The sequence below is a fragment of the Desulfitobacterium sp. PCE1 genome (assembly GCF_000384015.1).
GTDB classification, from domain to species: Bacteria; Bacillota; Desulfitobacteriia; order Desulfitobacteriales; family Desulfitobacteriaceae; genus Desulfitobacterium; species Desulfitobacterium dehalogenans.
Window position 1 is genome coordinate 2,480,828 of sequence record NZ_KB913023.1, and the last position, 20,393, is coordinate 2,501,220.

Annotated in this window: 23 protein-coding genes; 5 read left to right on the forward strand and 18 right to left on the reverse strand. The window is 40.6% G+C overall.

Annotation, left to right across the window (positions count from 1 at the left end; translation table 11 throughout):
* Positions 1 to 92: 92 nt before the first annotated feature.
* Positions 93 to 1,376: an IS110 family transposase gene (locus DESPCE1_RS0112335; RefSeq protein ID WP_019849557.1), complete on the reverse strand. Its 1,284-nt coding sequence runs from the start codon at positions 1,374 to 1,376 to the stop codon at positions 93 to 95.
* Between the two features lie 285 nt (positions 1,377 to 1,661).
* Between DESPCE1_RS0112335 and DESPCE1_RS0112340 the strand changes: the two genes are divergently transcribed.
* On the forward strand, positions 1,662 to 2,288 hold the full coding sequence (locus DESPCE1_RS0112340; RefSeq protein ID WP_019850653.1) for a helix-turn-helix transcriptional regulator: 627 nt from the start codon (positions 1,662 to 1,664) through the stop codon (positions 2,286 to 2,288).
* A 279-nt stretch (positions 2,289 to 2,567) separates the two neighbouring features.
* Here the strand turns inward: DESPCE1_RS0112340 and DESPCE1_RS23015 are convergent, their stop codons facing one another.
* The 3 genes from DESPCE1_RS23015 to DESPCE1_RS24095 form a co-directional block, all read right to left on the reverse strand.
* The gene (locus tag DESPCE1_RS23015) at positions 2,568 to 2,735 is read right to left on the reverse strand and encodes a hypothetical protein (protein WP_019850654.1); all 168 of its coding nucleotides are present in this window, start codon (positions 2,733 to 2,735) and stop codon (positions 2,568 to 2,570) included.
* Positions 2,736 to 2,978: 243 nt separating this feature from the next.
* A complete protein-coding gene (locus DESPCE1_RS22105) occupies positions 2,979 to 3,323 on the reverse strand; it encodes a hypothetical protein (protein WP_019850655.1) in 345 nt (114 codons plus the stop codon).
* A gap of 24 nt (positions 3,324 to 3,347) precedes the next feature.
* Complete coding sequence (locus tag DESPCE1_RS24095) at positions 3,348 to 5,075, reverse strand: flagellin (RefSeq protein ID WP_019850656.1); 1,728 nt, start codon at positions 5,073 to 5,075, stop codon at positions 3,348 to 3,350.
* Between the two features lie 115 nt (positions 5,076 to 5,190).
* On the opposite strand from DESPCE1_RS24095, the gene DESPCE1_RS22615 reads away from it, so the two are divergent.
* Positions 5,191 to 5,406, forward strand: coding sequence for a helix-turn-helix domain-containing protein (locus DESPCE1_RS22615; protein ID WP_172637617.1), 216 nt, complete (start codon positions 5,191 to 5,193; stop codon positions 5,404 to 5,406).
* Positions 5,407 to 5,767: 361 nt separating this feature from the next.
* Here the strand turns inward: DESPCE1_RS22615 and DESPCE1_RS0112365 are convergent, their stop codons facing one another.
* The 3 genes from DESPCE1_RS0112365 to DESPCE1_RS0112375 form a co-directional block, all read right to left on the reverse strand.
* Positions 5,768 to 6,736, reverse strand: a complete 969-nt coding sequence (locus tag DESPCE1_RS0112365) for a tyrosine-type recombinase/integrase (RefSeq protein WP_019850657.1) — start codon at positions 6,734 to 6,736, stop codon at positions 5,768 to 5,770.
* Between the two features lie 169 nt (positions 6,737 to 6,905).
* On the reverse strand, positions 6,906 to 7,700 hold the full coding sequence (gene spo0A, locus DESPCE1_RS0112370; protein ID WP_019850658.1) for a sporulation transcription factor Spo0A: 795 nt from the start codon (positions 7,698 to 7,700) through the stop codon (positions 6,906 to 6,908).
* 287 nt (positions 7,701 to 7,987) lie between these two features.
* Positions 7,988 to 8,491 (reverse strand): GNAT family N-acetyltransferase, encoded by a 504-nt coding sequence (locus DESPCE1_RS0112375; RefSeq protein WP_019850659.1) that lies wholly within the window; start codon positions 8,489 to 8,491, stop codon positions 7,988 to 7,990.
* 131 nt (positions 8,492 to 8,622) lie between these two features.
* Here DESPCE1_RS0112375 and DESPCE1_RS0112380 point away from each other — a divergent pair, with 131 nt between their 5' ends.
* The gene (locus tag DESPCE1_RS0112380; protein ID WP_014794306.1) at positions 8,623 to 8,808 is read left to right on the forward strand and encodes a ferredoxin; all 186 of its coding nucleotides are present in this window, start codon (positions 8,623 to 8,625) and stop codon (positions 8,806 to 8,808) included.
* A 90-nt stretch (positions 8,809 to 8,898) separates the two neighbouring features.
* On the opposite strand, the gene DESPCE1_RS0112385 is transcribed toward DESPCE1_RS0112380, so the two are convergent.
* The 7 genes from DESPCE1_RS0112385 to DESPCE1_RS0112415 form a co-directional block, all read right to left on the reverse strand.
* A complete protein-coding gene (locus DESPCE1_RS0112385) occupies positions 8,899 to 9,783 on the reverse strand; it encodes a DUF1858 domain-containing protein (RefSeq protein ID WP_014794307.1) in 885 nt (294 codons plus the stop codon).
* A gap of 21 nt (positions 9,784 to 9,804) precedes the next feature.
* Positions 9,805 to 9,951 carry a hypothetical protein gene (locus DESPCE1_RS23325; protein WP_019850660.1) on the reverse strand — a complete coding sequence of 49 codons (147 nt, stop codon included), beginning with the start codon at positions 9,949 to 9,951 and terminating at the stop codon, positions 9,805 to 9,807.
* Positions 9,952 to 10,260: 309 nt separating this feature from the next.
* Positions 10,261 to 10,719 (reverse strand): hypothetical protein, encoded by a 459-nt coding sequence (locus DESPCE1_RS0112395; protein WP_014794308.1) that lies wholly within the window; start codon positions 10,717 to 10,719, stop codon positions 10,261 to 10,263.
* A gap of 302 nt (positions 10,720 to 11,021) precedes the next feature.
* Positions 11,022 to 11,372, reverse strand: coding sequence for a hypothetical protein (locus tag DESPCE1_RS0112400; RefSeq protein ID WP_014794309.1), 351 nt, complete (start codon positions 11,370 to 11,372; stop codon positions 11,022 to 11,024).
* Positions 11,373 to 11,680: 308 nt separating this feature from the next.
* Positions 11,681 to 12,154 carry an IS200/IS605 family transposase gene (tnpA, locus tag DESPCE1_RS0112405; protein WP_019849466.1) on the reverse strand — a complete coding sequence of 158 codons (474 nt, stop codon included), beginning with the start codon at positions 12,152 to 12,154 and terminating at the stop codon, positions 11,681 to 11,683.
* 213 nt (positions 12,155 to 12,367) lie between these two features.
* Positions 12,368 to 12,895 carry a CDP-diacylglycerol--serine O-phosphatidyltransferase gene (pssA, locus tag DESPCE1_RS0112410; protein ID WP_014794310.1) on the reverse strand — a complete coding sequence of 176 codons (528 nt, stop codon included), beginning with the start codon at positions 12,893 to 12,895 and terminating at the stop codon, positions 12,368 to 12,370.
* Positions 12,896 to 13,050: 155 nt separating this feature from the next.
* A complete protein-coding gene (locus DESPCE1_RS0112415) occupies positions 13,051 to 15,837 on the reverse strand; it encodes a helicase C-terminal domain-containing protein (RefSeq protein WP_019850661.1) in 2,787 nt (928 codons plus the stop codon).
* A 175-nt stretch (positions 15,838 to 16,012) separates the two neighbouring features.
* Between DESPCE1_RS0112415 and DESPCE1_RS0112420 the strand changes: the two genes are divergently transcribed.
* Positions 16,013 to 16,723 carry a hypothetical protein gene (locus DESPCE1_RS0112420; protein WP_028305557.1) on the forward strand — a complete coding sequence of 237 codons (711 nt, stop codon included), beginning with the start codon at positions 16,013 to 16,015 and terminating at the stop codon, positions 16,721 to 16,723.
* Between the two features lie 89 nt (positions 16,724 to 16,812).
* Here the strand turns inward: DESPCE1_RS0112420 and DESPCE1_RS0112425 are convergent, their stop codons facing one another.
* Positions 16,813 to 17,448, reverse strand: coding sequence for a hypothetical protein (locus DESPCE1_RS0112425; protein ID WP_242835436.1), 636 nt, complete (start codon positions 17,446 to 17,448; stop codon positions 16,813 to 16,815).
* A 223-nt stretch (positions 17,449 to 17,671) separates the two neighbouring features.
* Entirely contained in the window at positions 17,672 to 17,935 is a 264-nt protein-coding gene (locus DESPCE1_RS0112430; protein ID WP_014794314.1) for an antibiotic biosynthesis monooxygenase, read from the reverse strand.
* A 227-nt stretch (positions 17,936 to 18,162) separates the two neighbouring features.
* On the opposite strand from DESPCE1_RS0112430, the gene DESPCE1_RS0112435 reads away from it, so the two are divergent.
* Positions 18,163 to 18,477, forward strand: a complete 315-nt coding sequence (locus DESPCE1_RS0112435) for a hypothetical protein (RefSeq protein ID WP_014794315.1) — start codon at positions 18,163 to 18,165, stop codon at positions 18,475 to 18,477.
* 111 nt (positions 18,478 to 18,588) lie between these two features.
* Here DESPCE1_RS0112435 and DESPCE1_RS0112440 read toward each other — a convergent pair whose 3' ends face one another.
* Together DESPCE1_RS0112440 and DESPCE1_RS0112445 are read right to left on the reverse strand one after the other, a co-directional pair.
* Complete coding sequence (locus DESPCE1_RS0112440) at positions 18,589 to 18,855, reverse strand: EscU/YscU/HrcU family type III secretion system export apparatus switch protein (RefSeq protein ID WP_014794316.1); 267 nt, start codon at positions 18,853 to 18,855, stop codon at positions 18,589 to 18,591.
* Positions 18,852 to 20,336 (reverse strand): hypothetical protein, encoded by a 1,485-nt coding sequence (locus DESPCE1_RS0112445; protein WP_019850664.1) that lies wholly within the window; start codon positions 20,334 to 20,336, stop codon positions 18,852 to 18,854. Before DESPCE1_RS0112445 ends, DESPCE1_RS0112440 begins: the two co-directional genes overlap by 4 nt.
* Positions 20,337 to 20,393 lie beyond the last annotated feature (57 nt).

Below are 20,393 nucleotides of genomic sequence, written 5' to 3' on the forward strand. Positions count from 1 at the left end.
GCTCTTTTGTCTGCTAGGCTACCTGGATTGTTCACTTCTGCGGTGACGCTTACTCACAGACCGTTTGTTTTTGTGATTTCGCTGCTATTCTGTTACGCTGCTGAATACTCAACTGGACGATGAATATCTTGAATCAGCTTTTTCGGGTCATAGTCTATACCCTTTGTTAATAGGGCATAGAACACCCGAATCAGTTTACAGCTTAAGGCTATTAACGATTGCTTCTTCTTCAGTGGATTCTTGGGCCTTGTCGTATAGTAGGTGTGTATCTCTGCAAACTCTGCGTTTTTGGCGACTAGCGGCATCACTGCTTGAAATAGAATCGCCCTCAACCGCGCTCGACCTCGCTTACTGATGGTGGTCTGTCCCTTGTGCTTGCCCGAGCTACTTTCTCGCAAGGCTAGGCCCGCTAGCTTTTGAATTTGCTTTGGAGAATTAAAGCGTCTAATATCTCCCACTTCGGAGAGAAAACCTGCCACGGTAACGAGGCCAACACCTTTAATTTCAAGCAACTTGGCTACTTCGGGTATCTGACGGCACAACCCATCGATGGTTTCAGTGACTGCCTCATATTGTGCTGTTTTAGTATGATAGTCTTGCAGTAATAGCTGGATTTCCATTCGGGAACAAGACTCTCCTTCGGTGCAACCAATGCTCTTCTGAGCAGCTTCATACAGGCTCTTAGCCCTTTTCATTCCGACTGCTCTCAATTTGTTGTCTCTCCAAATTCGGTTGATTCCTTCTGCTCCAAGTCTTTCAACATCCCTAGGTAGCGGGGCAACTTGCAATACCAGCATGCTACTCGTGGCATCAAACTTTCCAAACACCGTTTCATGCTCGGGAAAGTAGATTTTCAGCCACCGTTGAACACGATTTTTTATACTGTTCATTTCCTTTTGGATGCGCATCCTACAGGCCATTGCTATTCGCAGTTCTGCATAGATTCCTTCCGGGATATAGGGCTCATTGTATCTGCCCTCGATGACCAGCTTAGCGATGGTCTTGGGATCCTTAGCATCCGTTTTGCTGGGGTGGTTGTCATCAAGCTCCTTACTACGCTTTACATGGAACGGGTTGACGAGGACCAGCTTAATACTTTGCTCTTTTAGGTAAGATGCCAGGCTAAACCAGTAATGACCGGTTGGTTCTGCGCCTACCACTATGCATTCCTTTTGTGCTTGCCTTTTTAAACGTTCAATCCATGCATGGAAATCCTTGAATCCTTCAGCGTTGTTTTCAAACTTGAATACCTTGCCCAGCTCGACTCCTCGCCAGTCAAATGCCCTGGCATAATGAAGCTCGCTGGCGATGTCCACTCCGATCACAATACTTCTTTCAGATAGTTGCTTTAGCTTCTCGTTTTGTGTAAAATTCATTTGGGATGACCTCCGTTATTTTGATTGGATTCTGTTGGCCAACAGTCCTTTCAAATTGTAACGTGAGGTCTTCTTTTTGACAAAGATCATTTTTGACTACTACAGGAATGCTCCCCATAATTGATTGAGATGTACTATGTCATAATAGTAACATTGTCCCAAACTCATGTCAATCATAAATATCGCAAAAATAGTACGTTATACTATATTTCTGATTTTAATTTGTTTGACGTTTTTGACTATATTATTTATACTATAGTATAGATAATATTAGGAGTGATCTTTATGAATGAACTTGCAATCACTGATCATATAAGAAATGTCATTAAAAATGAGAGAAAAAAAAATAAAATTATTGGAACAAAACTTGGAAAGGAAATAGGAAAATCTGAGAGTTATATATCACATATCGAAAATGGAAACATTAAGACTATAGATTACGAAGATTTAAAAGCGATTTTTCAATATATATTAAAAATAGATCAACAACAATTAAGTGATTATCTTGAAGAGTTAATTAGTAATAGCGTCAAATCGGATTTCAAAAAGACACCTTTACATAGTTCACTCAAAGAAGCTCGCCCCAATTCTCTTGAATATAACATTTACGATAGCGCCATAATGGAGGAAGACTTCAAAAAGATTCTCGATAAGATAATTGAAGGCTTTATTGTCGTGTACCAAGGTCAACAAGATTATACATATTCCAGTTTACATAGCTTTTTGAAAAATCTAAGGGATTTTGATTTTGGCTTTATGCTAGGTATTATCCGATTACCATTTTATGAAATGAAAAAATTAGATCTCAGTTCAAAGCAACTATTATTTAATGAAATAAGTGATTTTGTTGAAGAGTATCTGAAAGAATATAAAAAAATAGAATCCCAAAACAGTGATTCTGACACTCATTGAAGCAAATGTAAATCTCTGGGTATAATGGTGTAAAACGCAAAAAATGAGTCCCCATTTTAGGGACTCGAATTAAAATCTAAACTTAGGGGTACAAAAATCTTTGCACCCTCCCTTTCCCATATGCATCATGGCTTACACCTGCGATTTTGGCTAGTCCATCACGGGTGTGGATGAGTTTAACTTCTTGAAAATTTCTGCCAGAAGTTAAATCTGTTCTCTTTCCTTGATTCTCTTCAGCCAATTTTTTCAATGCTGGTCTATATCTTTCCGCAAGATAGATTATTCTATTTTTAAAATAATCTTAATCTCTGAGACATCAGCTTCCATATTTTCGATAGAGGTTTCCATATTTTTAATGGATTTCTTAATCTCTTTTAGTTCTCTAGCAGCAGATTCTTTAAAGTCTTTCAATTCGGCCAAAATGTCCTTTAGGGCTTCATTCTCCATCTGTTTTTTCCTCCTGAAATAATTCACCTTTAAGATGACTCAAAAACCCTCACTTAATCAATTTAAAATAGCCTGTATTGAATTAGAATCTAGCGTAAGGTAAAACCCTTACCTTGCTATAAGCGATTGTTATAAGGGCTAAATTTCTTGTATGTATCATTGTTTTAAAAGTTGTAAAACAACGGCAGGATTCCTACACGTCCGGAGGCTAATTTAAGTTTATGGTAAATCTCTAATATAAAATTACTTTATAGCAATCTCTTTAATCTTATATCTCCCTGTTTCTAAATTAATTATCTCAACTTTTACAATATAATCACTTCTTATCATTGCTCCGAATCCATTTTGAGAATCCACATATCCTTTAACCATAAATATGTTTTCATCATCTGTTTCTGCAACATATTCATCACTATATCTTTGAAATTTAGCAGTAGATGGAGACTTTAAATTACTTTTTACTTCTTGCTCAGCGGCCACCCAAGCAATTGATTTCTTTTCAGCCAACTCATCAGAACATCCTAATAAAAGGATGGGAAATATAAGAACTAAAAAAATAGAAATAAAGAATGTTTTTTTCACAAACATCACTTCCTCCCTTATTTTTTATCATTATTTTAAAAGTTGCAAAATAGCCCCTTGAACTTGATTAGCTTGGGCCAACATAGCTTGAGCCGCTTGGGATAGAATGTTGTTCTTCTGAAAGTTCATTATTTCTTTTGCCATATCTACATCACGGATACGAGATTCAGCAGATGAAAGGTTTAATTCTGCGTTACTTACGTTACTAGCTAAGTGTTCTAATGCATTTTGATAAGCTCCCATGCTTGAACGATAGGAAGACGCTTTAGCTATTGCTGAATCAATAGTTTTAATGGCATCATCTGCATCTTTTTGAGTGAGAATGCTTAAATCATCAATACCTAGTGAGCTAGTGCGTAAGTCTTGTAAAATAATGTCCATACTATTACCGGAGTTGGCTCCAGTTTGGAGTTTGAGGTTTTTTTGTTGATTCTCTAAATGCACTATGACTCCCTCTATAATTAATCCATCTTCACCAACAAGTATATATTTATTATCACCGGAAAAAACAATGCCCTGTAATTGCTTGTTGGTGGGTAGTACACTTTCAATATTCGTCCAGTTCTTCCCGTCCTCAGAATAAACAAAACTTCCATCCCAACCACAAGCTAAAAAACGTTCTCCATCCCATATTATATCATTTAACGGTTTAGTTGCAGGGGTTTGTACTGTTGTCCAGTTATCCCCATCACTTGAATAAGCTATTTTACCATCTTGTCCCGTAGCTATTATTACTCCATTTCCATATGTGATTTTTGATGGTTTTAATTCAGGAAGGGTGATGTTGTGCCATGTTAATCCCAAATCATCTGTCCAAGCGATTTGTTCTGAAGAAAATCCATCCCCACCAGTAGCAACAAATTTATCTTCTGCCCATACCACATCACCAAAATTCCATCCATTGCTTAATGGGTGTTCCACCCAATTTACTCCATCATTTGATGTATAATAAGTACTAAGAAATCCTACAGCTATAAATTTATTATTTCCATCACTAGCTATTGAATTAAATTGATGATATATATTTTCATTACCAGCATGTATACTTTCCCAATTAATTCCGTCTGTAGATACTTCAATGCCAGCATTAGTTCCGACAACATAAAATTTATCCCCAACAACTGTCACGCCAAATGCCACTTTTATTTTTTCTAAATCCACTTGTGTCCAGTTAATTCCATCATTGGACACTACCACACCATCCTCTCTAGCCACAGCTACATACTGATGGCCGTTCCAAGCAACATTGAGTAAATGATTTGTAATACTCGAATCTCTAATAGTGAATTCGATATTATTTGGAAATGACATTAAGTTTTTTTGATTTGTATTCAACGATTCATCTATCAACAACTTAATCCCATTAAATTCCGTATTTTGAGCTATATTATTAATACCTGATTTCAATTGATTGACTTCATCCTGCAATTTCTTTCTATCACTATCTGTAAGTGTTCCATTTGCAGCCTGAATAGCCAATTCTCTCATCCTTTGAAGAGGTGGGGTTATTATTTGGCTTATTCCCCCTTCTGCCGTTTGAATAAGGGATATTCCGTCCTGTATATTTCGTACCGCTTGGCTTAATCCTCTAATTTGAGCACGCATTTTCTCAGAGATAGCCAGACCTGCACTATCATCACTTGCGCGATTAATACGCAACCCTGAAGAAAGCTTTTCCAAAGATTTTGAGGTGTTCAGGGTATTTTTCTTTAAGCTATTGTTTGCATTAAGCGACTGTAAATTATGATTAATTATCATAATGCCATATCCTCCGTGATTGTCATGGTACAAACAAGAATATTTTACCATATAAACAGACGAATGTCACTTATAATCTGTAGACTCATAGTATGCAGCTATCTACTATGGAATCATGGATATTAAGATATTATTTGGTAAAACCGTAAGAGAATATCGCTTGAAGCGCAATTTATCGCAAGAAAAACTCGCTGAATTGTGCGAATTGCATCGAACATATATTTCTGATGTTGAGCGCGGAGATCGGAACGTATCATTGGAAAATATTTATAAAATCTGTTCGGCCTTGGGGGTTAGTGTATCTAAGGTTTTTAAGGATATGGGAGTATAATATGCATCTAATGCATACTTCTTAAAGTATACCACCATTTACCAATATACTTTGTTGAAACCTGTCGAATGTGTGCCTAATATTATCCTGTGTAAAATGATGAAGTTCAGTAGACTAAATCCCAGGTTAGCGGTAGTAATCCTTTGACCGTTATGTCGTGCTTTGCTACCCCACCTATTAAATATTAACACCAGACACGTTTAAATGACCTCCTGAGTGGCTTAGGCTGGTATCAGATAGGAATTCCTTGTCCCATGTCTTGAGTGTCTAATTTGAGCGATTTTAACGGCTTAACCTCATAAAATAAAAAGAAAGAAATGCCCACTCAATGAATAGGCATTTCTTTCTTTTTATTTTATAGTCATTTTAGTTTCAAATGATCTACAGGGCTAAACTTTCGATACTGTTCAGCAATGCTTTGTTCGTCTAATTGCAGATATATTTTTGTAACCTCTGGACTACTATGCCCTAGTAACCTACCTAAGGAAATTAAATCTCCCCCGTTGAGCAGATAATATTGAGCAAAGGTTGCCCTTAACCTATGTGGATATAAATCTATCTCAAGTTTTCCACCAATTCTCCTCAAAACTCTTTCGTAACCAGTAATTAACAATAGATTACCTCGCCTAGATGGGAATAAAAGTTCATTCGACATATAGCGGTCTTTAAATTTAATCCAGTTCTTTAATTCCCTTTTCAGTTTTGATGAAAAAAAGACGATACGTTCTTTTTTGTTTTTAGTGTAGCGTAATACACACGCTTGATTGCTTAAGTTGAGATCATCCATTTTAATCTCTACGCACTCCGATATTCTCACCCCAGTGTCAAGGATAAATAAGGTAATAAGGTAACTCCTGTAGCCATCAAAGCGGGTTTTATCGAAGGAATTCAAAATAGCACTTATCTCTTCTTGTGTTAATTTTGGCTTTATACGCTCATGCCCCTTAAGCAATCTAATTTTTTCCATAGGGTTTTTCTCAATATCCTCCTCATCTTTGAGCCAATTAAAAAACACCTTAATATTTCTAACATAGTTGTTAATAGTGTTAACGCTAATAGGTTTACCTCTATCAGTGCGAGCCAATGGATTATTATTAACGCCCTCTTCTGAACAGGTGTACTTTCCTCGTTCCTGAAGGTGTTTTACATAATGTCGGATATGGCTTTTGGTAACATTTTGAATATCATCAATTTTAAATTCCTTCGATAAATATTGACCAAATAGTTTTAATGAGGATTCGTATGATTGGATAGTTCGCTTAGACAAATTGCGGCTTGTGCAGTACAAAATAAACTCTTCGATTTTAAAGTCAAAATTGGACAATCTCAAAAAAATACACCTCCACATACCTGACCAAACAAGTGATGTAAAGGTGTTAGCGAACAAGAAATTGGTTGACCTACAAAGAAATTGGTTGTTGGCTTATAGATAATTTGTTGGTTCCATGTGGCTGATAAATTTTTTAGTCCAAACCCTGAAACCCTTAGCCTTACTAATTCTAACTCACCTTGCTCATAACTCTCAGCTTATCAGCAAGAAGGGCAACAAATTCTGAATTTGTTGGTTTTTGCCGTTCTATATTCATGGAATAGCCAAAAATACGTTTTAGAGTCTCTGTATGTCCCCGTTCCCATGCTAATTCGATGGCATGCCGGATACCTCGTTCCACACGGCTGGGAGCTGTATCATACTTTTTCGCAATGGCCGGATAGAGCTCTTTGGTTACCGCTCCCAATAAGGACACATCTTCAACAACCATGAGAATCGCATCTCTTATGTATTGATAGCCCTTGACATGGGCTGGAATCCCGATTTGATGCATCATATTCGTGACTTCTGCTCCTAAATTAACACTTGTACCTGCATTGGTCACAGCATTCACTGTTGAAGTCATAGGAGCTGATGAGGAAGGCACACTTTGGGTTAAACTACGGATCCTCTTACCCAAAATTTCCAGATCAAAGGGCTTCAGAATAAAATAATCTACGCCGAGTACCATGGCCTGATGGGTCAGGGATTCCTGGCCAAAGGCCGTAAGCATGATCACTTTCGGGCGTGAAGCCGTTGTTCGCCCGTTTATTCTTTCTAAAACACCTAACCCATCTAAGCTCGGCATAACCAAATCGATTATGACAAGATCCGGCTCCTGCGATTGAATCAGATCCCATGCCTCGACTCCATTATACGCTACCCCTACCACCTCGAGATCGTCCTGACTTTGGAGAAAATCCTGCAGCATTTGGCATAGATTACGGTTATCGTCAGCGACGACAATTTTGATTTTTCTTCCCATTTTACTTATCATCCTGCCTTATGGTAATTTTCCGGTCCCTATATCTTGCTATAATGTCAATTCTCTCTTGTCTTCTGCCGGTGACCTTATTATACGTTAGCTAGGATGTCGAAATCGTAAAAAATAAGTAAACCGCATAATTAACCAATAATTCTTAAAGTCTTAAAAATAAGGGGGTTGCTGGATATTTATGTAAATTAAATCTCGTTATTTTATACCATATTTCCCCAGAAGAGTCAATCCCGCATGATTATTCACGAATATGCTAGAAAATTCATACAAAATATTTAGTTGAAAATTTTTTGCAAGACCATGACATCCAAACATTGCCCGAACTTTGTCCCGACTTCCTGATATCTTCCTGCTTCAAAAAAACCATGCTTTTTGGCTAAAGAAATACTTTTTTCGTTGGTCGAAGTAATAAGACCCAATAGAGTATGGTATCCTAATTCTTTCGCCTCTTTACAAAGGACCTTCAGAAGCGTATCCCCCAGGGATTGACCGGTCCACCCAGAAGCAATATAGATGGAAAATTCTCCACTTTGTTTATAGGCCGGCCGTGGATGAAAAGGAGATAGACTCCCCCACCCTATGACCTGTCCTTGGCTTTCCACCACATACACCGGATAATAGGGATCTTGATGCATATCAAACCAGGCTTCTGCTGCCGCAAAAGAACGCTCTTCCATATCAAAGGTTGCTACCGTATTTAAGACAGCCCAATTATATATTTCGTTTATTTGCTCTATATCCTCATATTGGGCTTTGCGCAGGACAAATCGTACTTCCATATTCCTTTCTCATCCTTTCATAGTATGTCTTTATAAAGAGAATCCAGGGGATATACTCCATTAACTATGTATAACAACTTTAAAATAAGGGAACATTTAGTGTTGAGTTTAGCAAAGGAGGTCTATTTATAATGACTGCATCAGTAGATGAAAATTGCATTGGTTGTGGTGCTTGTGCATCCATTTGTCCTGAAGTATTCCGCATGAACGACGAAGGCCTTGCCGAGGCATATGTTAACCCCGTTCCCAGTGAGCTGGAAGAATCCGCACAGGAAGCTGCGGATGGTTGCCCAACAGATGCTATCCATCTTGACTAATACTACTCTATAGTACCACAGGGGGCGTATCACTTGGATACGCCCCCTGTTTTTTGCTCTCATTTGTTTGTTAATTTTCTATTATCCGCTTTAGGCGTTCACAACATTTTGAGTAGCTTTTTGCAATTCTTCCAAACCTACGCGATCAATAAGCCGACCTATACGCTCTTGAGGTTTGGCATTCTCTTTAAAATAATCCATTACCGCATCAATGACAGGAACGAGTTGATCGGATTGGAGATTCTCCAGAAGCAAATCCCCCCTGCGAGGTTTGACTCCGCCGTTGCCACCCACATAGACATGGTATCCCTTGCTGGTTCCCATAATCCCTAGATCCACATTCATAGAATCGGTACATTTATTAGGACAACCGGCAATCCCTATTTTAAATTTGGCGGGCAGGGACATACCATGGTAGCGCTTATCAATTTCCATACCGATGCCCAGAGTTTCCTGCAGCCCTCGCTTACAGAAGGTTATACCCGGACATACCTTGACACTGCGAACACACAGTCCCACAGCATGTCCAGGATCCATACCCAAATCCTCCCATGCATTAGGGATGATTTCCGGGGCTAAGCCTACGATGGCAATCCGCTGGGCGGAAGTCACCTTAATTGCTGCAGCATTGTATTTTTCCGCCACATCGGCAATCTTTCGCAATATTTCAGGAGTCGCTACCCCTGCCGGAATATGTGGGGCGATGGCGTAGGTTTTTTTATCCATTTGCAATATAGCACCCTTAGGTTGGGCTTTGGCTTTAGCTGCTTCGGACATTTCCCCCTGCTCCACTGAATTAACAGCCTCCAGAAGCTTTTCAGGGTCGAGTTTATGCATTTGTGCAGCATTAAGCAGGGTTTCGTTTACTGAAAAAGGACAGCCCAGGCAATGCAACCCTAATTCCTGCATTACTTCAACCGTTTTGGGGTTGGTGGCCATGATGTCCTTAAGTTTCATTTCTAATGTAAATTTCATTTTAAAACACCTCGATATCTTTTAACCATGAATTAACATGGGAAGACAATGCACACAAACATGCTTCTCATCCCCTTGATGTACATAAGTTATGACGGGTGTAAGCTCACTGGTTGTTCCACAATGGGAGCATTCCTGCTCGATGTTTTCTTTTTTCGTATCGGCCATGTTCATATCCTCCTTAGTAATTATGGCTTAAGTCTAGCAGAACTTTATCCACTCCAATGTGACCTACAGCACTCCTTAGTGTGTTTTTTTGAACACTTTTTTCATTTCACATCTCAGTTTAAACCTTTCTGAGAGGAAATATACTTAAACAGGAAAACCTGATAAGCATAAAGAAAACCCGGCTTCGCCGAGCTTTATATTTTCGCCTCACAAAAGGCGAAGTCGTTGGTTGCCCTTATGCTTAGAAAGTATATAGCGCAAGCTTATACTTTCTGACAGTATAAAAAAACGCGCTCCAAGGCGCGTTACTTATAGAAGGGCTAAGGATTGAACATCGACTTTTTGAATTTGAATGATCTTCCATCCTTCGGAAGTGGATTGAGTTTGCATCACATAAGTTTGAACAATTTTTTCCTTGATCGGCGAGGTCCATTCTACATTGACCATCACACTATTGGGATCTGGGGAATCTGCTATTCCCAACTTTTTCAGGCTAATTAAGGGATTATTTCTAACCTGAGTCTTCCATAATTCAAATTCCTGTTGCCCGAGTGGATTTAGTTCCTTTGCTACAAGCAGTTGTTCTGCCAATTCCAGTTGCCTTGTGTCCAGATAGCCCCAAAAACGTTGTACTGCCGCCCGTGGTGAATCGGCATATTGGGGTTGAGTTAGGGACACCATTACAGCTTGAGGAGATTTCCAGGCAACTATCCCCAGTAAACAGATGAGTGTTACTCCCATGATCCAGACATAACGACTTCGAGTCATGTTTTCCCTCCTTGCTTGTCTTCCTACTTTATCCTCACAGAGGATAAGGGCGACTAAGCTTCAGTTGGGGCGCAACCCCACCTGAAGACAAGTCTACTTTATATCTATAGGAGGGAACCCGCTTTCATGTCATGTCTTAAGTAATTTTTATTTTTTAATCCTACTAACATAGTTGCTAGACTTAATTGAATACCTTGCGGAGGAAGCTGAGTACGAACTCAGGCAGGCGGACATAGTAAACCTTCATTCAGATCACCTCTTTCCTTCTTAATAAGTTTATGCGATAGGCCATCTGATGGGACTTAAATAATTTGGTAATTTTTCACTGCCTCTTCCAATTGAGCAACAAGTAGTTTTTCGTCTTCAGTACTGGCTGTGAAGTAAAGTCGTCCGATAATTGAGCTAATAATTCTTAATACATCCTCAACAACGAGTTTATCTCGCATAGCTAATTGAGCACTGGTTTCTACTAAAGCGATACCAAATTGATGGCCTACCCCTTCTTTCATTGTTTTCATACAGGTTTTTCCCAACAATTTCATAACTAAAGAAGCCTCTTGAGCATCAAGTTGTCGAGCAGCATCAATAACGGTTGTTAACCCTTGCACCATTCTTAATCCCACATTGGCCCAATTCACTTGTTGATTATCCATGCTTTTCCCTCCATACAAGTGTTTCCGTGCCATACTATATGCAAAGATCCTTGAATGGGTGATAAAGAAAACCCGGCTTCGCCCAGCCTTTGACCTATATCTCCAGTGGGGCGAAGTCGCTGGTTGCCCTTATGCTTAGAAAGCATATAACGCAAGTTTATGCTTTCTGATAGCGAAATCATGACCACCCGCTCAGCGGGTGGTTTGCTCTAGCCCTATAAGGGCAGGGTACAGGCTGAGCCTTAAGGCTCACTGAAAGTTCCGCCAACCGCACTCTGCCCCGTGCTACCCCTAAAGGGGTTGGGGGGCTATTTTTTCTTCTTCTCTATAGCCTCCCCTGTAAATGGATCTACAAATTCCTTGATACTTAGTTGATCTGCTGCAATGTCCTCCTGCAACTGCTTTCGGATATACTGTTCTATCGCTTTTTTATTTCTCCCTACTGTGTCAACGTAATAGCCTCTGCACCAGAAATGCCGGTTACCATACTTATACTTTAAATTGGCATGTCGATCGAAAATCATCAATGAGCTCTTCCCTTTCAGGTATCCCATAAATGCCGATACACTTAATTTCGGAGGGATCGACACCAGCATATGGATGTGATCCGCACAGGCATTGGCTTCGATGATTTCTACTTTCTTATAATCGCACAATGTTCTTATTATCTTTCCTATATCCTTTTTGATTTTTCCATAAATGATTTGTCTTCGATATTTTGGGGCAAATACGATATGATATTTACAGTTCCATCGAGTATGTGCTAAACTTTCTGTATCCATTGGGATATCTACCTCCTCTTTGTCTAGTGCGGTTGGCGAAACCTGCACTATTCTATCAAAGGGGGGTAGGTTTTTCTACTCATAGCTAAAGCTTTCTGGAACCACCTGCATAGCAGGTGGTTTTCGTTTATACAACAAAAACGGGTACAGAGCAATACTCTGTACCCGCACGATACCTAAAACCTTGTCCCTTGATAATCACAGCAGAATCAGCTATTTCCCCAGCTTCGGGACCTTGATTGTGGAGACCATGAGAAATGCCAATACTGCCAAAGCCACAGGAAAAATTACCCAAGGCAGGCTTTTATGAAAAAGGATCAATAAAGCCATGAACCCGCCGGCAAAAGTAATAGGTACGCCCAAAAAATGGGTGGTTATGTTGAGAATATTAAACCGAGCCAAACGAACTGCTCCGCACATGGCGAAAGCAGCAGCAAGAAGCATACCCCAAAATCCCATATGCGCTGCCAGCAGGACTTTATAAGTTAAAACCGCTGGAGCTACACCAAAGGAAACCACATCACATAAAGAATCCAGTTCCTTGCCAAAATCTGAACTCACAGAAAGCTTACGGGCTACCTTACCGTCCATACTATCCATAAGAACGGAGAATAAAATGAACCCGGCAGCCATTTTATATTCACCATTCATGGTCCAAAGAATTGCCAAGAATCCAAAAAACAAATTCCCTAGTGTAAAAACACTGGGGATCATATCCACTTTAATGGACTTACCACTCACACAACTTCACTCTCCCAACATTTTCTAACCTGACTTTGTCTCATCTTATCATCTCCATCTGATGGGAGAACATCTTACATCTTTTCCTGGCTCCATTATAAGGTAACGAAGCTTCACAGTGATCATGCTTAAGTTTATCATCTTTTCTTTAATTATTAAAGCAATTCCTTTTGATATTCCTCGTCAAACCAACTATCTATTTTGTCGAGAATCTGCGACCTACTGGTTCGAATATGAGTTCTGACCGGCAGGGAACTCAAAAAATATCTCCCATATCGCTTATGAATTACTCTGCCATCGCATAGAATAACAAGCCCTCGATCCGATTTGGAGCGAATCAAGCGGCCAAAACCTTGTTTAAAACGAAGTACAGCCTCGGGAAGAAGAAACTCATAAAAGGGATTTCTTCCCTGTGTTTCAAGATATTCTGACCGTGCGGCGATGAGTGGGCGATTAGGGGGTCCAAAAGGCAATTTTATGAGAATGACACAGGACAACTTATCCCCTGGGATATCGATACCTTCCCAAAAGCTGCTGGCTCCCAATAAAACACTCTTGGGATTATCAAGAAATGCTTCGAGAATGGCCTGACGTCCTCCATCTATTCCTTGAGCCAGCAGTTCAATCCCAGAACCTTCTAGGTAGCGGCTCAAAGGCAAGTGAATCTCCCGCAAAAAGCGATGAGAGGTAAAAAGCACCAGAGTTCTTCCCTGCATGCGCTCAGATACCTCTGATATAAAAAGCGCTACTTTTTCTATATCAAATAATTCATCTTGCTCAACATCCACTAAATCCTTTACGACCATAAGCTGCATCTGATGATCATAATCGAAGGGAGAATCCACCAGTAAAGATGTCGTACTTTCATTTAAACCAATTTCCCTCAAAAAATGCTGAAATGAATTGGAAATGCTTATGGTTGCGGAGGTCAAAATGGCACAATCCAGAGGTGCAAACAGTTTCTCCTTAAGAATGGAGCTCACATCCACTGGAGAGGTTTTCAGTAAAATTCGATTGCTTTGTTCCAGCCAGCTGACCCGAGTAGGTTGGTCTACTAGCTGTGCAAGAACGAAACACTCTCTCATCTCTTCAAGGTTCCGTATTCGTCCAGAAATCTCATGGGCTAGAGCTGCTGAGTCCTCATCATCTTGAGAATCGAGAAGATTAATCATGGCTTTAAGTAAGTCAGTTATGACCTTAAGCCGCCCTAACAAATTTTCGATTTGCACAGCTACAGTTTGCCACCATCTTTCCTTATGGCAGTGAACCGTTAATCGATAGGAAAGTTCCTTCCCTAGTATTTGTTCAAAGGTTGCAAAGAGCTCTTCAGCCTGTTGATAGAGTTCGTCACAGGCTTCAGGTAGTTTTTCAAGGTATCCACGAAAACGTTCCCAAAGGGCCACAGAAAGAATGCGTTCCCACAATTGAGCTCTTGCTTTAACATTCCCGTAGAAACTTCCTGCCATAGAACGGCTGAGCAGATTAAGGACTCGGGAAATCTGTTCCAGACTAATCTCATTCCCTAATTGCTCTAAAGCCGATTGATGGAGATGGTGGGCTTCGTCTACGACCAATTCGTGGTATTCGGGCAAAATATTCCTATCTGTCCTAATATCCGAAAAGAGCAAAGAATGATTGACGATGATTAAGTCAGCCTCTTCAGCACGCTTGCGGGCCTGCAGCATATAACAGCGATTGGCTTGAGAGCATTTTCCAGGTATACAGCTCTCTTCCTCGCAATTCAGGCTCCCCCATATCTTTCCCAGGTTTGGGATTTGTGAGACCTCCTGCCAATCCCCAGTGGTGGTTTCTCTAAGCCACACCATAATGCTCAGGAGGACCAGACGCTCACCTGGGTCTAATTCCGTAGTGATGCTCAGGGTTGACAACCATCTTTTCAAGCATATATAATTTGATTTTCCTTTTAATAAGACTCCACGGAAGGAAAAAGGTAAAACTTGAGCAAGAATAGGGAGATCTTTTTTAAAAATCTGCTCCTGTAAAGGAATGGTATGAGTAGCCACCACGACTTTTTTCCCTGTTGTTTTAGACCACCAAAGGCTGGGAATTAAATAAGCATAGGATTTCCCTGTACCTGTTCCGGCTTCTATGACGATATGGGTAGAGCTTATCAAGGACTCACCCACGGCTTTGGCCATCTGCAACTGACCAAGACGGCTTTCATAACTTTTCAGCTTATTTTCCAAGATTCCCCCTTGAGAAAAGCACTTCTCAATCCACCCTATATCTTCTGAGAAGGGTTCTTCGTCCTTCTGCTCTTCAAAAAGGCCTAAATCCTGATTATAAAGCACCAAATCGGTTGGTATCAGCCGTTCGGGGAATTTCCTCCTGGTGGTTTTCTCTAATTCCCGAAGAAAGCCGGTTACCCGTGAATTGCCGGCAATGGCAAGGGCTCTTTGATAGAAACCCAAATCCAAAGTCAATCCTTTTTCCCAGCAGGCTTGTAATAGTTCCCAAGCAGCCTGCGCATCCGACAAAGCCCGATGGGCCTTTACCAAGGGTGTCAAACCGAGGCTCTTGGTTAGATCACCTAATTTATACTTATTCATATTAGGGTAAAGGATTCGGGTAATCTCCAAAGTGTCCCAGAGAGTGTTTTCAAAATGAATATTTAAGGCGTGCTCAAGAAATCCTAAATCAAACTCAACATTATGCCCCACGATAATGGCATTTTGGAAAAGATTTAGGATCTTATCACGATAAGTCTGAAGGGAACCGGCTTGCCTTAATTCCTCTTGAGAGATACCCGTTAGTCGTAAAATTCGTTCCGGGACTTGCCTTCGGGGTGAGATTAAAGCGCTAAAAGTCTCCGCTTCTTTCCCCTCTTCAATGCTCAAGGCAGCAAATTCTATGATTTCATCGTTATAGATATCAAATCCAGTGGTTTCAATATCAACAACTACTATTTTTCGTTTAATCATCAATGAGCCCCTTTCTGAAAGTCATTTTACACACATTTGCACAAGGAATCAATGCAAGACTTCAAAAGAAGGGTTTAGCTTTTATAAAGCGAATTAATAGTAATTGTCATTTTGAAGAAAATTCTTTAGCAAAAATTATACCTCGTATTTCTACAGGTTCGGGAGGAAGTATACCTTGAATAAGCTCCGTAGGATATCTTCAATGATATGTATCATGCTATTGGTCTTTATTTTAAGCGGTTGCGCAGATCGACCTTTTTTAACTAAAGATGGCATGTACAGCATCGTTTCCATTTCTTCAGATCAAACGGTACAGAAAACTCCTATTCAATTAACATGGAATTCCAATATCGCTGTCATGCAGAAGCTTCTGGTCGAAGCCTCCTTTGTCTTAGGAGACCTCCATTCTATCCCCAGCTTAGAGTCCGGTGAAGCCATAGTCCAAGATGACCTCGGCTTAAGCCCACCTAAACACTTAGAAGCCTCTCTTATTCCATCCGGAGAAGGAACCTTTATCCCTATCAATGCCTTCGAACCGGCAAAGGACCTGATTGAGGCCAAAGAGGATGTCAAGACCGCCCGTAGTGTTATCCATGACGAAAGGTTGAATGAAAACCTCAGCAGCCTGCTCGGTGAGTCTACCGAAACCATCCTTTTGGAAGCAACTTTTCCCGAGATGAAACCCTTTGCACTGCTCATTGATAATGAGATCAAGACTCTCAATATAACATCTATTCAGATTGAAGTCATAGGGAAGTATCCTGGTCGCGTCCTATTAAATCAAAACATCATCCTGCAAGGGATTCCTAATCCTAATCTCCAATCGGCTTTCATAGAATTCTTAAAAATGCAGCAGAAAACCGAACAAATACCCGGCAACGGATAGGTTAAGACTCTATTTATCGGATAAAGATAGTAAAAACAAGAAGCTCGCTTAACAGCGGCTTCTTGTTGTATTTACGACAATTTAAATCATCAATGATTGGATTTGACCGGACTGGGAAAATGGCGACAGAATCGATTGAATCCAAATACATACATCGCTAATTTTTCAGGCCGTAGGTGCATCCATTCTGACATGTTTACTTCTTCTCCAAAACGATTGCGCAACACACCGTCACTTTGTATCCAGCCGCTTGGGCCATTTTCGTGTAATTTAACTTCCCATATCGTTCTGTTTTCTTGACATTGTACTGACGAAATATGCAGTCCACATCGAGCATGGTAAATTTCAATAAGTTTGACGATTAAAGTTGCCAAAGGGTCGATTTGATGCTTTGTATCAAGGGGAGTAATTTGAATTTCTTCCTTGATCTGCCTTGCTAATTCTTCAAGACTTTTTTCATTGCGGTACCGTTGTTCAAGTGGAATATTCAAATTTCTTGCATGTAAAGATCCCGAGCGCAAATCAAAATGGAGGGGGTCGTGTTCCTGGAGATTAAGAATGAGCCGACTTCCATCCACTTGAATTTGTCCCGGTACACTTGACAGAAGCTGGTGCGCGATTTGGTAGGCAAGAATATGAGCTGATACCTCCCGCTCATCACGTTGGGTACAGCTTTGACATTCTTTTACCGGATTGACATCTAAGGCTATCCTCAACCTAAACACCCCCATATTTTTTCTATCTAGTCTATCCATATTATACACAAATCCCAAAGAAAAATCCTCATAATATTTTAAATTTTTAAAAAATTTGCTACAAAATTTTTGTGCTCGTATCTGCCTATTCTACTTTTTTATTGCCATAAGTTTAGAAGGCTATCTATATATCAAGAAAAGGAGAACCAGCTTTGTCTCCTTTTCTACTTTGATATATTCTCACATCATTCTTTTAAGATTTCTCATCAATAATATCAAACAGCTGCGGGGTGGCCTGTTTAAAGGCTTTGTTTTCTCCAACTGTGGCCGCCCATTTTTCGTAGGCACTGAGATTCTCCCATTTGGTCATCACCATAATCTCATTGGAATTGGTTTGTTCATTGATGCTGGCGTATTTAAATCCTCCGACTTGTTCTAAAGTATCCAGACCGCTGCGAATATCCGATAATAACCGATCACGATCGGGGGCATCAAAAGTATGAACGATAGTAAGCATGGTGGTACCTCCCTGAACAAACGTTTTATTCATTTTTTATTTTATCCCAACTCCTAATCGATCATACAAAAAATTACGAACACTTCACTTTTTTCCTTGTTCCACATAGACTATTTTGCAAGGTTTTCAATTATGGTGAAGAAAATTCTTGCAGTCATCGTTTTTTGCTTCTTAAAGTGCTATACTTGATTTGTGAATCACATCAATGTGTGACAAGGAGGATCCTGATGAAGTTAGTTTATTTAAAAACAGACTTCCCTAACGGTCGATCCCATATCCTCATGCGCAATACTGAGTCCCAAACCCCTGAATTAAATCATTTTGTACTCGTACTTACCAATCGGGGAACCCTTTGGGTTGATGTTTTTTGGCCATATGATGATGAATCTGAGCGTTATACCCGGCGCATTTCCGAACAACAATTTTGGCAAACATTTCGGGAATGGCGTCTTAACGGAGTCCAACTTGGGGATACTGAGCAAGTAGCTGCCGTCTTAGCCAGGCGACAATTAAACCTCAAAAAGCAACCGATCGATGCATAGTTTGCATACAGAAAAATTATAATTCCAACTCTCAACAAGTTAAGGCGTGTAAATAATTAAGGCATTCAATCAGGATTATGAACTGGTTGAATGCCTTAATTATTTATCTAGTCAACTCTTTACATGCCCCCTGGCAAGCTTATCAAGACGGTAAACGAAAGCTAAAAGTTCAGCCACAACTTGGTAGAGCTGAGGGGGAATTTCTTCACCATATTCCACCCTCATGAGAGTCTCCACAAGAACCTCATCCTTTTGGATAGGAATTCCATGTTCGATAGCTTGTTCAATAATTTTGCGAGCAACTTCTCCAGTACCTTTCGCAACCACTTTAGGTGCACCACTTTGGTCATAGGCGAGAGCAGCGGCTTTCTCTCTCATACTTGATAATCCACCCCCTCACGCAGTTCTCCCTTAAGGAAACGATGGAATTCATCCGCTGTCTTGAGCGGTCCCACGGTGATAGGCTGCAGACTCATTCCCATCTGACTAAAAATTTCACGGGTATGGGCGAAATTTTCTCCCACTAAAGACTGCAGATAGTCTGGATTATCACTCAGCACTTTAAGAGTTAGTTGGGTTTCATATATCCATCCTTCAATGCCTAGTTCACCCAATGTAGGAGTCTCGGCACGAAGGGCCAGGCGGCAATGATCCAAATCCAGTTTTTTACCCTTTCGAGAGGCTTTAATGGCTAAAGTTTGATTATAGAGTTCTCCGTCGGATTGAAGAGGAATTTCCATTAGATAGAAGGGAGCTTCTGAACTCCCCCTCTGCAAAAGGATCTGCTGCCCGGTTAAGCGTTCAAGAAGATTGGAGGCATGAGACTTTTCATCACCATCGGAATCCCCTGTAAGTAAGGAAAGGAGAATCCCTTTAAGGCTTTTCTTAAGGTCTGCTTGTAAATTGCTTTTTTCATTTTCTTTAGTAGTATCTAAATTCTTAAGTCTGCGTTCATAATCCAAACCCAGCCCCCTAAACAGGAGAAAGAGCTGCATAAAACCATCTTTGCTTAAATTAGACCACTGCGGGACGGTGTTATTTACAAACGAGGTAATGAGTTCTTTGCCTGTAAGGCTTATTCTCTCGTCATTAGAATCATTTTGAGCACTATCAAGAGTATTTACGCTTTTACCTTCGTTTGTCTGTATGATCTTTACCTCATTGGACATAGGGTTCCCCTTTCCATCACTGGACACGGGGACACCTTTCCCATCGCTGGGCACTGAAGTACCCTTTCCATCGCCGGGCACCGGAGCACCCTTTCCGTCGCTGGATACGGGGACACTCTTCCCATCGCTGGGCACTGGAGCGCCCTTGTCGCTGGCTACGGGGACACCCTTTCCATCACTGGACACTGGGACACTCTTCCCATCACTGGGCACTGGTGCACCTTTCCCGTCGCTGGGCACCGGAGCGCCCTTTCCATCGCTGGATACTGGGACACCCTTTCCATCGCTGGGCACCGGAGCGCCCTTTCCATCGCTGGACGAAGGGACACCTTTCCCATCACTAAGAAATTGGCGCAACAAATTCGATAGTGAATTCTCTTTGTTTTGTCCGAACTCAATATATAAGCGCCCTATTCCTTGAGAATCTAGTAGGGTAGCTTTATCCGTATTAGTGCTTTTGTCCCTTGCAAGTACAATACCACTTTCGTCAATCTTATGTACTGTTGCCCAAAATTTCTCTCCGGGTTGAACAGAGATTTCCAATAAAGCTGGGACAACTTGTCCTGCAATGCGAATCTGTGCTTTTCCACTGGGATCTTTCTGGATTACTTCGATAAAAAATCTCTGACCAGGTTGAATCCCTTGATTTTTCAGTGGTAGATTAATTGACCCTAGACCTTGTAGTTCCACGAATTATCCCACTCCCAAATGAATTAGTCCTTCTTCCCGTCGTTGAATTTTTTTATT